The organism is Blastococcus sp. KM273129 (assembly GCF_021698995.1).
In the GTDB taxonomy this organism is placed as follows: domain Bacteria; phylum Actinomycetota; class Actinomycetes; order Mycobacteriales; family Geodermatophilaceae; genus Blastococcus.
Genome location: NZ_SSXB01000101.1, coordinates 1 through 12020, shown reverse-complemented (window position 1 = coordinate 12020; position 12020 = coordinate 1). Strand labels below are relative to the sequence as shown.

General features: G+C 74.4%; 14 protein-coding genes. 6 read left to right on the top strand and 8 right to left on the bottom strand.

The window, feature by feature from the left end; all coding sequences use genetic code 11:
* The coding region (locus E9565_RS19835) for a hypothetical protein (RefSeq protein ID WP_236836561.1) at positions 1-419 on the bottom strand (419 nt) is incomplete at its 3' end.
* A 253-nt stretch (positions 420-672) separates the two neighbouring features.
* On the opposite strand from E9565_RS19835, the gene E9565_RS19830 reads away from it, so the two are divergent.
* Genes E9565_RS19830 through E9565_RS19820 form a run of 3 tightly spaced genes read left to right on the top strand, consistent with a single transcriptional unit; the run spans position 673 to position 2711 of the window.
* Complete coding sequence (locus E9565_RS19830; protein ID WP_236828505.1) at positions 673-1575, top strand: ABC transporter ATP-binding protein; 903 nt, start codon at positions 673-675, stop codon at positions 1573-1575.
* On the top strand, positions 1572-2432 hold the full coding sequence (locus E9565_RS19825) for an ABC transporter permease (RefSeq protein ID WP_236828506.1): 861 nt from the start codon (positions 1572-1574) through the stop codon (positions 2430-2432). Before E9565_RS19830 ends, E9565_RS19825 begins: the two co-directional genes overlap by 4 nt.
* A 3-nt stretch (positions 2433-2435) precedes the next feature.
* Complete coding sequence (locus E9565_RS19820; protein ID WP_236828507.1) at positions 2436-2711, top strand: helix-turn-helix transcriptional regulator; 276 nt, start codon at positions 2436-2438, stop codon at positions 2709-2711.
* Between the two features lie 58 nt (positions 2712-2769).
* Here E9565_RS19820 and ygiD read toward each other — a convergent pair whose 3' ends face one another.
* Positions 2770-3621 carry a 4,5-DOPA dioxygenase extradiol gene (ygiD, locus tag E9565_RS19815; RefSeq protein WP_236828508.1) on the bottom strand — a complete coding sequence of 284 codons (852 nt, stop codon included), beginning with the start codon at positions 3619-3621 and terminating at the stop codon, positions 2770-2772.
* Between the two features lie 84 nt (positions 3622-3705).
* Entirely contained in the window at positions 3706-4404 is a 699-nt protein-coding gene (locus E9565_RS19810; RefSeq protein ID WP_236828509.1) for a (2Fe-2S)-binding protein, read from the bottom strand.
* Between the two features lie 133 nt (positions 4405-4537).
* Between E9565_RS19810 and acs the strand changes: the two genes are divergently transcribed.
* From acs to E9565_RS19795, 3 genes are all read left to right on the top strand, one after another.
* Entirely contained in the window at positions 4538-6487 is a 1950-nt protein-coding gene (gene acs / locus E9565_RS19805) for an acetate--CoA ligase (protein ID WP_236828510.1), read from the top strand.
* Between the two features lie 158 nt (positions 6488-6645).
* On the top strand, positions 6646-7146 hold the full coding sequence (locus E9565_RS19800) for a phage holin family protein (RefSeq protein ID WP_236828511.1): 501 nt from the start codon (positions 6646-6648) through the stop codon (positions 7144-7146).
* A gap of 5 nt (positions 7147-7151) precedes the next feature.
* A complete protein-coding gene (locus tag E9565_RS19795; RefSeq protein ID WP_236828512.1) occupies positions 7152-8078 on the top strand; it encodes an alpha/beta fold hydrolase in 927 nt (308 codons plus the stop codon).
* Positions 8079-8275: 197 nt separating this feature from the next.
* Here E9565_RS19795 and E9565_RS19790 read toward each other — a convergent pair whose 3' ends face one another.
* The 5 genes from E9565_RS19790 to nth all read right to left on the bottom strand — a co-directional run.
* Positions 8276-9457, bottom strand: coding sequence for a MarP family serine protease (locus E9565_RS19790; RefSeq protein WP_236828513.1), 1182 nt, complete (start codon positions 9455-9457; stop codon positions 8276-8278).
* A gap of 2 nt (positions 9458-9459) precedes the next feature.
* Complete coding sequence (locus E9565_RS19785) at positions 9460-9882, bottom strand: plastocyanin/azurin family copper-binding protein (RefSeq protein WP_236828514.1); 423 nt, start codon at positions 9880-9882, stop codon at positions 9460-9462.
* Between the two features lie 68 nt (positions 9883-9950).
* Positions 9951-10703, bottom strand: coding sequence for a CoA pyrophosphatase (locus E9565_RS19780; protein WP_236828515.1), 753 nt, complete (start codon positions 10701-10703; stop codon positions 9951-9953).
* The gene (locus tag E9565_RS19775; protein WP_236828516.1) at positions 10700-11272 is read right to left on the bottom strand and encodes a TlpA disulfide reductase family protein; all 573 of its coding nucleotides are present in this window, start codon (positions 11270-11272) and stop codon (positions 10700-10702) included. Before E9565_RS19775 ends, E9565_RS19780 begins: the two co-directional genes overlap by 4 nt.
* A partial coding sequence (gene nth / locus E9565_RS19770; RefSeq protein ID WP_236836560.1) for an endonuclease III occupies positions 11272-12020 on the bottom strand: 749 nt, incomplete at its 5' end. The genes E9565_RS19775 and nth, both read right to left, overlap by 1 nt.

The following is a 12020-nucleotide window of genomic DNA, read 5'->3' as shown; positions in this document are numbered from 1 at the left end:
GTGACCACCCCGACCAGCTGGACGGGCACCGCCACGAGGCCGGCGACGACGAGCTCGACGGACGCGACGATCCCGGCAACGCAGCTCTCCGGGAGCTGCAGCGCCGCGCCGAGCTGCTGGAGCGCCGCCTCCAGCTCGGCGGGGACCTCCACGGCGGGCACGGGGACGACCTCGGGCTCCTCCCCCTCCGCGGCCGGGTCCGCGCCCGCACCCCCACCGGGCAGCGCGGGCGGGGCGGCGGGGTCGCCGATCACCTCCTCCAGCACGTCGGTCACCGGCTGGAGCGGGTCCGGCGACGCCACCGGCTCCTCCGCCCGCGCGAGACCGGGGACACCCACGAGCGCGGCGGCGAGCCCGGAGGCGACCAGGGCCCGGCGGCCGCGCGGCCGTCCGGGGCGGGGCAGGGAACGCGACGACAAGGGGGCCTCCCGGAGCTCGTTACGTGTGACGCCACTTGCACAGCAGTAACGAGGGCCGGGAACGGCGGTGACGGAGCCGTCCGTCCTCCCGGAGCGTCGTCACTCCACGTATCCGACTTCTGGCCTGATGTCAGCCACCCGCGCGCCGGCGATGACACTTGTGCTCTCGATGTAGCACTCCTACTATCTGTCGCACGACAGCACGGAGGGGTGGGGCAGCGTGGACCCTCGGCAGGACGCGTCAGGCGGAGCGGTGATCCGGACCCGCGGGCTGCGGATGAGCTACGGCAGCCAGGAGGTCCTCTCCGGCGTCGACCTCGCGGTGCACCCCGGAGAGGTGGTCTGCCTCCTGGGTCCCAACGGCGCCGGCAAGACCACGACCATCGAGATCCTCGAGGGCTTCCGGCTGCCCTCGGCCGGGGAGGTACGGGTGCTCGGGGAGGACCCGGCGACCGCCGGTGACGCCTGGCGGGCACGGGTCGGGGTGGTGCTGCAGTCCTGGCGCGACCACGCGCGCTGGACCCCGCGCCAGCTGCTCACCCAGCTGGGCGGCTACTTCGAGCCGTGGTCGACCCCCGGACGGCCCCGCCCGTACGCGGTCGACGAGCTGATCGCGACCGTCGGCCTGACCGAGCACGCCGACAAGAAGATCGTCCGGCTCTCCGGGGGGCAGCGGCGGCGGCTGGACGTCGCCGTCGGCATCATCGGCCGCCCCGAGCTGCTCTTCCTGGACGAGCCCACCGCGGGCTTCGACCCGCAGGCGCGGCGGGACTTCCACGAACTGGTGCACCGGCTCTCCGACCTCGAGGGGACGAGCATCCTGCTCACCACCCACGACCTGGCCGAGGCCGAGAAGCTGGCCGACCGGATCCTCATCCTGACCAACGGCCGGATCGTCGCCTCCGGCAGCGCCGAGGAGCTCACCCGCCAGGTCGCCGGCACGGCGGAGGTGCGCTGGGCCTGCGGCCCGGACCGCTTCGTGCACCCGACCGACGACGTCGTCGGCTTCGTCCGCCGGTTGTTCGAGGAGCACGGCGACCGGTTGACCGATCTCGAGGTCCGGCGCGCCAGCCTCGAGGACACCTACCTGGCGATGGTGCAGCGCGCCGAGTCCGGCCGGCCGGCCGGGCCCGTCCTCGAGGAGGTCACCCGGTGAACGCCACCCGGCACGCGATCGGCCTGGGTCTGCGCCGCGGCTGGACGGAGTTCGTCCTGAGCCTGCGCAGCCCGCAGGACCAGGGCTTCTACCTGTTCATGGGCGGCGGCACGCTGCTCTACCTGTGGTTCAACCGGAACGGCGAGATCACCGCCGACGGGCAGTCCGTCCCGGTGGTGGCCTACTCCCTGCCGAGCATCCTGGCCGCCCTGCTCGCCTTCGGGGTCGTGATCGGCCCGGCCTACGCGCTGGCGATGGAGCGGGAGGACGGCACGCTGCTCCGGCACAAGGCGGTCCCCCACGGCATGCAGGGCTACGTGACCGGCCAGGTGCTGTACCACTCGCTGGGCCTGCTGCCGATGCTGCTGGTCATCCTCGTGCCGAGCTTCCTGCTCTTCGACGACGTGATGGCGCGCGGGACCTCCGGCTGGCTCACCGTCGCGTGGGTGCTCGCGCTCGGGCTCCTCGCCACCCTCCCCATCGGGATGGTGATCGGCTCGCTGGTGCCCGGCGTCCAGAAGGTCGGCACCTGGGGGATGCTGCCGATCATCGTGCTCACCGCGATCTCGGGGATCTTCTTCCCCATCCAGGCGCTGTGGGGCTGGGTGCAGGCGGTCGCGCAGGTCTTCCCCATCTACTGGATCGGGGTGGGCATGCGCTCGGCCTTCCTGCCCGACACCGCGCTGGCGTTCGAGCTGGCCGGGTCGTGGCGGACCGGCACGACGGTGCTCGTACTGTCGGCGTGGGCGGTCGCCGGGTTGCTGGTGACCCCGCGGGTGCTCCGCCGGATGGCGCGGCGCCAGTCCGGTTCGCAGGTGGCCGAGGCTCGGGAGCAGGCGTTGCAGTGGGTGCACTGACCGGTGGCTGACGACCGCACCGGCGACGCCGTCCACAACCGGATCGCGCTCCTGCGCGCCGAGCAGCAGGTGACGCGGCGGGAGCTGGCCGACGCCCTCGGCGTCCACTACCAGACCGTCGGCTACCTGGAGCGCGGCGAGTACAACCCGAGCCTGCACCTCGCGCTGCGCATCGCGGAGTTCTTCGGCGTCCCGGTCGAGGCGGTGTTCTCGACCCGCCCCTTCCCCCGGATCACCGACCTGCACCGCCCGGCCCGGGACGACCCCCGCACCGCCTGACCGCACCCCCCGGGCACCGCCCTGCGGGAACGGGCCCCGCTGCGGTGGGGGAACTTCTTCAGATGTTGGCGCCGTCCGGGGGCGGGCCCTCGGGAAGCGCCGCGGCGACCCCCGACCCCGACAGCTCGGGGGCGTCCATGCCCACGCTGTAGGCGGTCATGGAGAGCGAGCCGTAGGCGTACCCGTCGACCAGCACGTCCACCGGGGCGTCGGTGGCCCCCGCCGCGCCCGCGACGTAGAGCAGCGGGAGGAAGTGGTCCGGCGTCGGGACGGCGAGGTCGAAGTCGCGGTGCCCGTCCAGCCGGCCGACGTCGGTGGGGTCGGTGAGCATGCACTCCTTGGCGGCCTCGTCGAACCGCTGCGCCCAGTCGAAGCCCGCGTCGGGCAGCGCCCGGCTGACGCCGCCGAGGTTGTGCACGACGTTGCCGCTGCCGATCAGCAGCACGCCGTCCTCGCGCAGCGGCGCCAGGGCCGCGCCCAGCTGCAGGTGGTAGTCGAAGGGCTTGAGCGCGTTGATCGACAGCTGCACGACCGGGATGTCGGCGTCCGGGAAGGCGTGCATGAGCACCGACCACGTCCCGTGGTCGATGCCCCAGCTGTCGTGGTCGGCGCCGACCCAGGTCGGGTGCACGATGTCGGCCACCTCCTCGTACAGCTCGGGCAGCCCCGGCGGCTCGTAGCGGACGTCGAAGAGCTCGCGGGGGAAGCCGAAGAAGTCGTGGATGGTCCGCGGCCGGGGCATGGCGGTGATCGCGGTGGCCTGCACGTACCAGTGCGCGGAGACCACCAGGATGGCCCGGGGCCGGGGCACGGAGCGGCCGAAGGCGCGCCAGGCCTCCGTGTAGCGGTTCTGCTCCAGGGCGTTCATCGGGTTGCCGTGACCGAAGAACGCTGCAGGCATGACGGGCATGGGCCCTCCCTGGTCGCTCGACTGCGGTCGCCCCCGCGATCATCGCCCCGACGACGGCCGAGTGCGAGGGCATGCGCGGTCCCGTCAGCCGCGCGCCGCCGCGTCCTCGAGCAGGACCTGCCGCTCGGCCGGTGGGCGGCGGGGGCAGGAGAGGCAGGTGCCCCCGCCGGGCAGCCGGTCCACCAGGCAGCAGGACACCCGGGCGGTGAAGCGCACCCCGTCGACGTCGACGTAGCGGGGGGCCGGCAGCGGCGCACCCACCGCCTCGGCCAGCGGGGCGGCCAGGGCGGTGACGGCGGGGACGTCGCCAAGGGCCCGCCCGAGGGTGAGCAGCCCGTTGGCCAGCGAGTCGGTGGCGATCGCCCACAGCGGGCGGGGTCGCATCCGGCCGGCAGCGGCCACCGCCGGGACCACCACCGTCAGGCACTCCCGCAGCCCGGCGGCGGGGTCCTCCGCGGGGGCGGCCGAGACGGCGGCCGCGGGCAGCCCGCCGGGTCCGAGGACGACGGCGGTGTCGGCCGGGCGCGCCGACAGCGGGCGCCCGACCGCGAGGCCGGCCAGCACCGGGGCCATGAGCACCGCCGACGCCGAGTACCACCACACGGTCGCGTGCACCCGCGGGGTCCCCCCGCCGCGGGCCGAGCGCTCGGCCAGGACCCGGCCGAGCCACGCCGGGTCCGCGAGCCGGCCGGCCGGCACCGCCGGTGCCCCCTCCGGGGGCACCAGGCCGAGGGCCGCGGCCCCCGGGATGCGGGCCACGACCTGCGCCTGCGGACCGCTCACCGGGCCAGTGTGGCCGGTCGTCGCTCCGCGGGGCGCACGGGGCAGACGACCGGGCACCACGGCCATACGGTGTGTCGTGGAACACGCCGCACCGCCGCGACGGCACGCGGCGCCGGATTCTCGGGAGGACCCCATGAGCGAAACGACCCAGGTCGGCGGCCGGAGCTTCGCCCCGCCCGAGGCCCTCGCGGCCCAGGCGAACGTCGGCCCCGACGTCTACGACGAGGCCGCCCGCGACCGGCTGGCGTTCTGGGAGTCCGCGGCGCGCCGGCTGACCTGGGAGGAGGAGTGGGACACGGTCCTCGACTGGAGCAACCCGCCCTTCGCGAAGTGGTTCGTCGGCGGCAAGCTCAACGTCGCCTACAACTGCGTCGACCGGCACGTCGAGGCCGGCCACGGGGAGCAGGTCGCCTACCACTGGGAGGGCGAGCCCGGCGACACCCGCACCATCACCTACGCCCAGCTCAAGGACGAGGTCTGCAAGGCGGCCAACGCCCTGGTCGAGCTCGGCGTGCAGGCCGGTGACCGGGTGGCGATCTACATGCCGATGATCCCGGAGACGATCGTCGCGATGCTGGCCTGCGCCCGCATCGGCGCCGTCCACATGGTGGTCTTCGGTGGCTTCTCCGCCGACGCGCTGGCCAGCCGGCTCGACGACGCCGGCGCCGTCCTGGTCATCACCGCCGACGGCGGCTACCGCCGCGGCGCCCCCAGCGCGCTCAAGCCCGCCGTCGACGACGCGGTGGGCCGCAGCCCCGGCGTCCGGAACGTCGTGGTGGTCAAGCGGACCGAGCAGGACGTCGAGTGGGCCGAGGGCCGCGACCTGTGGTGGCACGACGTGGTCGGCCGGCAGTCCGCAGAGCACACCTGCGAGTTCTTCGACGCCGAGCACCCGCTCTACATCATGTACACCTCGGGCACGACGGCGAAGCCGAAGGGGATCCTGCACACCTCCGGCGGCTACCTGACCCAGGTGGCCTACACGCACTGGGCGACGTTCGACCTCAAGCCCGACACCGACGTCTTCTGGACCGCGGCCGACGTCGGCTGGGTCACCGGCCACAGCTACATCGTGTACGGGCCGCTGGCCAACCGGGCGACGTCGGTCATGTACGAGGGGACGCCGGAGACCCCGCACCGCGGCCGCTGGTTCGAGCTGATCCAGAAGTACGGCGTCACGATCCTCTACACGGCGCCGACGGTGATCCGCACGTTCATGAAGTGGGGCGAGGACATCCCCGCCGGCTTCGACCTCACCTCCCTGAGGCTGCTCGGGTCGGTCGGCGAGCCGATCAACCCCGAGGCCTGGCTCTGGTACCACGAGCACATCGGCGGCGGCCGCTGCCCGATCATGGACACCTGGTGGCAGACCGAGACCGGGGCGCACATGCTCACCCCGCTGCCCGGCGTCACCAGCCTCACCCCGGGCTCCGCGCAGCACCCCTTCCCGGGCATCTCGGCGAAGGTCGTCGACGACGAGGGCAACGAGCTCAGCGACGACTCCACCGGCCTGCTGGTGCTCACCGAGCCGTGGCCGTCGATGCTGCGCACCATCTGGGGCGACGACGACCGCTACGTCGACACCTACTGGTCGCGCTTCGGCAAGGACGTCTACTTCGCCGGGGACGGCGCGAAGAAGGACGCCGAGGGCAACATCTGGCTGCTCGGGCGGGTCGACGACGTGATGAACGTGTCCGGCCACCGCATCTCGACGACGGAGGTGGAGTCCTCGCTGGTGGGGCACCCGACCGTCGCCGAGGCCGCCGTCGTCGGTGCCAGCGACCCCACCACGGGTCAGGGCATCGTCGCCTTCGTGATCCTCCGCGGGAACGCCGAGGACTCCGGCGACGAGCTGGTGCAGGCGCTGAAGACGCACGTCGCCAAGGACATCGGCCCGATCGCCAAGCCGCGCCAGATCATGGTCGTGCAGGAGCTGCCCAAGACGCGCTCCGGCAAGATCATGCGGCGGCTGCTGCGGGACATCGCCGAGAACCGCGAGCTGGGCGACGTCACCACGCTGACCGACTCGTCGGTGATGAACATGATCAAGGAGAAGCTGCCCGCCGCCCCCGCGGAGGGCTGACCCCCGTAGGCACAGGAAGCTCTCCCTGCGTCGCGGGCGTCCCCGCCGCAGGGGAAGCTTCCTGTGCCCCCCTTTCCGAGGGACCGGGACGCGGTCCCGGGACGGATGGGGCACCATCGTCCTGACCAGCACCGTCCCGACCGGAGGAGGAGCCACCCGTGGCCCACAGTGTGTCGACCACCCGCACCGACGGCAGCAGCGCGGCGGCCGAGCCCTCGATCGGCACGCTGGTGCAGAGCGCGATGGCCGACGTCTCGACGCTGATCCGCGGCGAGGTGGAGCTCGCCAAGTCCGAGATCGGCGCGTCCGCGAAGAAGGGCGCCATCGGCGGCGGGATGTTCGGGGCCGCCGGCGTCGTCGCCGCCTTCTCGATGTTCTTCCTCTTCATCGCGCTCGCCGAGGGCCTCACCGCGCTGGGCGTGCCCCGCTGGCTGTCCTACCTCATCGTCTGGGTCGCGCTGCTCCTCGTCGCCGGCCTGCTCGCGCTGATCGGCAAGCGGATGATCAAGAAGATCGAGAAGCCCGAGCGCACGATCGAGTCGCTGCGGGAGCTGCCCGAGGTCATGCACCGCGAGGCCCCCGGCGCCCGGCGCCGCGACGTGCCCACCGTGAGCGGCGGCAAGGTGCAGCTGCGCGGCAACGAGCCCTACCGGGTCTGAGACCGGTGACCGTCCCCCCGGACGGCCGTCCCGACGCGATCAGCGTCCTGCTCCCGGGTCCGTGGGCCCACCGCGACATCTCCGCCAACGGCGTACGGCTGCACGCGGCGGAGGCCGGCGACGGGCCGCTCGTGCTGCTGCTCCACGGGTTCCCGCAGTTCTGGTGGACCTGGCGCGCCCAGCTCACCGGCCTGGCCGAGGCCGGTTTCCGCGTCGTGGCGCCGGACCTGCGCGGTTACGGGGCCAGCGACAAGCCGCCCCGCGGCTACGACCTGCCCACCCTCTCCTCCGACGTCGCGGCGCTGGTGCGGGCGCTGGGTGAGCGCGACGCGGTCGTCGTGGGCCACGACTGGGGTGGCCTGCTGGGCTGGACGGCGGCCGCGCTGCACCCGCGGGTGGTGCGCCGGCTGGTCGTGGTCTCGATGGCCCACCCGCGGCTGCTGCGGGCCGGCCTGGCCGACCGGGGGCAACGGCGGGCCCTCCGTCACGCCCTGGGCTTCCAGGTGCCGCGGCTGCCGGAGCGGCGGCTGACCCGCCTCGACGACGACCCGGTCGCCGACCTGATGCGGCGCTGGGCCGGGCCGGAGTGGGCCCGCACCGCGGACTTCGCCGCCGCCGTGGAGCGCTACCGCTCGGCGGCCCGCATCCCGCAGGCGGCGTACGGCGCGATGGAGTACTACCGCTGGGCCGGCCGCTCGCAGCTGCGACCCGACGGGCTCCGGTACGCCCGGCGCATGGCGGCCCCGGTCACCGCCCCGACCCTGCAACTGCACGGCGGGGCCGATCCGTACGTCCTCCCCCGGACGGCGAGAGGGTCGGGCCGCTACGTCGCCGGGGCCTACGAGTGGCGCGAGCTCCCCGGCATCGGCCACTTCCCGCAGGAGGAGGCCCCCGAGGAGGTCACCCGCGCCATCGCCGACTGGGCGCGGTGACGTGCTGGAACGGCCCCGCTGCAGGGACCCGCGCCGAGCGGAGCGAGGCGTGGGGGCAGGTGACGTGCTGGAACGGCCCCGCTGCAGGGACCCGCGCCGAGCGGAGCGAGGCGTGGGGGGCAGGTGACGTGCTGGAACGGCCCCGCTGCAGGGACCCGCGCCGAGCGGAGCGAGGCGTGGGGGGCAGCGGGGTCCTTCTACTCGCAGGGCCCGGTCGGGACCTCGGTGCGCGCGACGCTGCCCGCCTCGGCGGCCCGGGCGACCTGCGGGCCGGTGAGGGCGTAGCCGGTCTGCGGGTCGTCGATCGCCGAGGCGAAGACCACGCCGAGGACGCTCCCGTCGGGGGCGAAGAGCGGCCCGCCGGAGTTGCCGGCGCGGACCTGGCCGAACAGGGCGTAGACGTCGCGGACGACGGTCCGCGTGTTGCGGAAGTCGGGCCCGCTGATCTCGCCGCGGTCGCGGACGCGGGCGGGGCCGACGTAGAAGTCCCCGCCGCCGGGGTAGCCCATGATGATCGCGTCGTCCCCGGAGTCCGCCGTCGCGGGGGCGAACCGCAGCGGCACCTGGGGCAGCCCCGGCACCGCGAGCACCGCGACGTCGACCTCCTCGTCCACGACGACCGGGACCGCGTCGTACTCCCGGCCCTCCGCGACCACCACCGGGTCCGTCACACCGGCCAGCACGTGGGCGTTGGTCATGACCCGCTCGGGCGCGTACACGAAGCCGGAGCCGTCGATCTGCCGCGAGCACGACGGCGCCACCCCGCGGATCCGCACCACCGACCCCTCCACCGACGCCACGACCGCGCTGTTCCGCAGCTGGGGATCGGGAGCCGGGACCTCCCGCGCCTGGGTGGGGGTGAGCGGGTCGAGGACGTCGGGCAGCCCCCGCCGGTCGATCGCCTCCCGCAGGTCCTCGTAGACCGCGCGCACCTCGTCGGGCACGGCGCGGTCCACGGCCTGCACGAGCGCCGACTGGCGCACCTGGCCGGCGACCTGGGGGAAGGGCGAGCTGGCCAGCGGGGAGGCAACCATCCAGGCGACCAGCAGCACCGCAGCCGCCGACACGAGGGCACCGGCCACGGAGTCGACCATCTTGGCCGGCTCCCAGGTGACCCGCGAGCGCAGCGCCCGGCCCGCCGCGCCGGCCAGGATCTGGCCGAGCAGCGCCCCGGCGAGCACGACCACGAGCGCGCCGAAGACCCGGCTGACGCTGGAGCCGTCGATCCGGTCGGCGACGGGCCCGGCCAGCTGCGCCCCGAGCACCGCCCCGCCGAGGAAGCCGAGGATCGAGGTGGCGGAGACCAGCAGGCCCTGCCGGAACCCGGAGAGGGCGAAGACCAGCGCGAGCGTGATCAGCAGCAGGTCGACCAGGGACACCGCTACCCGCTGACCGTCATGGTGCCCACCTGTCCGAGCTGGAGGTGGAAGGTGCAGGCGAACGGGTAGTCGCCGGGCGTCGACACCTCGAACTCGATCGTCTTCTCCTCACCGGCGGCGAGCATGGAGATGCCGGCGTCGATCGGCTCGGGCAGCTCCGCGTCGGTGAACTCGAGGTTGTGCGGCATGTCCTCGCCGACGTTCACCACGGTCAGCCGCACCGGCCCCGGCGCCACGGTGAAGGTGTCCGGGGTGAACACGTAGTCGTCCTGCGTCTGGAGCGTGACCTCCTGCACGCCGTCCTCGGCGACGGTGACCTCGCCGAGCCCCTCGGGGACCGGCGCCTCGGGCGCCTGCTCCGCCGCACCGCCACCGCCGCCACCACCGCAGCCGGTCAGCAGCACCAGCGCGGCGGCGAGCGCCACGCCCCGGCCCCGTCCAGCGGATCGCCACGAGCGTGCGGACGGTGCGGGAGCCGGGGTCCTTCTGCTGCTCATCGGGGCCGAACCGTACGCGCCGCGGGCCCGTCGGGCGCGGGATCGGCCACCGTCGGCGCGGCGCTGTCACCGGCCGGGTCGTCGTCGCCGGAGCCGGGCAGGGTGTACGGGCGGAGCCGCTCGGGGTCGATCGGCCGGACGTCGGTGGCGTCCCACGGCCGGGCCAGCCCGGCGGCCTCGAGGATCGCGTCGAGCAGCCCGGCGGTGAAGCCCCACACCTCCATGTCGGCGACGCAGAACGCCGGCCCGACGTAGCCGGCCGGGTGCCGCACCCGGTAGCGGTTGGCCGGGTCGACGAGGTCGGCCAGGGGCACCCGCGCGACGCGGGCCACCTCGTGCGGATCGCCGACCGCGACGTCCCGCGGGTCGTCCCACCAACCCACGACGGGGACCACCAACCGGTCCGACGGTGGCAGGAACAGCTCCTGCAGCGTCGCGACGACGCGGACGCCGTCGGGGTCGATGCCCGCCTCCTCGTGCGCCTCGCGCAGCGCCGTACCCACCGGGAAGTCGTCCCCCGGGTCGACCCCACCCCCGGGGAACGCGGGTTGGCCCGCGTGGCTGCGCAGGTGCGGGGACTTCTCGATCAGCAGCAGGTCGGGGCCGGCCGGCCCCTCGCCGAACAGGATGAGGACGGCGGATCGGCGGGCGGTGGTGGTCCGCTGCGGCATGCGGTGGCGCAGCGGGAGGTCGTCGGCCCGCGCCACCAGCCGCTGCAGGTACGCGGGCAGCCCGTCGGTGCCGGTCACAGCTGCACCCCCAGGTGCTCGGCGACCAGCCCCCGGAGCTCCTCCACCGAGCTCACCGGGCCCGCCTCGGTGTGCACCAGCGCGCCGGCGGCGTCGACGAAGTAGGTGAACGGCAGCGCGTTCAGGCCCAGCTCGGCCATCAGCTCGCCGTCGCCGTCGAAGGCGCTGGGGAAGGTGACGCCTGCGTCCTGGGCGAAGGACGCGGCCTGGGGCAGCCCGTCCTTGCTGATCACCCCGACCACCCGCACCCGGTCGCCGGCGGCCTCGGAGAACTGCTGCAGGAGCGGCATCTCCTCGCGGCACGGCGGGCACCAGCTGCCCCACAGGTTGACCACCATGGGCACGCCGGGGGCGCGGGCGAGGTCCAGGGAACCGCCCCCGGGGCAGTCGAAGGCCAGCGGCGGCAGGCGCTCGGCGCCGGTCGCCCCGGCGGCGGGCTGCTCCGGGCAGGCGGTCAGCACCGCGGCCGGGGACGCCGTCGGCGACGGCTCGGCGGCCGTCCCGCTCCCACCGGAGGTGCAGCCGGCCACGGCGAGCAGCGCGACCGCGACCGGCACGAGGCGGCGCATCACTCGGTGTCCGAGGCGGCCGGCGTCTTCACCAGCTTGACGGCGAGCTCGGGGTCGACCGGGCCGATGCCGAACGAGGGGCACCACTGCGCCAGGCCGCACGCCCCGCAGGCGGCCTTCTTCGCGTGGCACACCCGGCGGCCGTGGAAGATCACCCGGTGGCTGAAGTCGGTCCACTCCTTCTTCGGCACCAGCTGGGCGATCTCGGCCTCGACCTTGACCGGGTCCTCCTCCTCGGTCCACCCGAACCGGCGCACCAGGCGGCCGAAGTGGGTGTCGACGGTGAGCCCCGGGACGCCGAAGGCGTTGCCCAGCACGACGTTCGCCGTCTTGCGCCCGACGCCCGGCAGAGTGACCAGGTCGGCCATCCGGGCCGGCACCTCGCCGTCGAAGCGCTCGACCAGCGCCTGGCTCAGCCCCAGCACCGAGTTCGCCTTGGCCCGGAAGAACCCGGTGGGCTTGAGGATCGTCTCCAGCTCCGCCCGGTCGGCGCCGGCGAGGGCGACCGCGTCGGGGTACCGCGCGAACAGCGCCGGCGTCACCTTGTTGACCATCTTGTCGGTGGTCTGGGCCGACAGCACGGTGGCGACCAGCAGCTCGAAGGCGTTGGTGAAGTCGAGCTCGCAGTGCGCGTCGGGGTGGATGACGGCCAGCTCGCGGGCCATCCGGCGGGCCCGGCGGGTGCGGGCCAGCGGGGTCTCCGCCGGGTCGTACGGGGACGCCCCGGTCAGGGCGGCGGGGGTCGGGC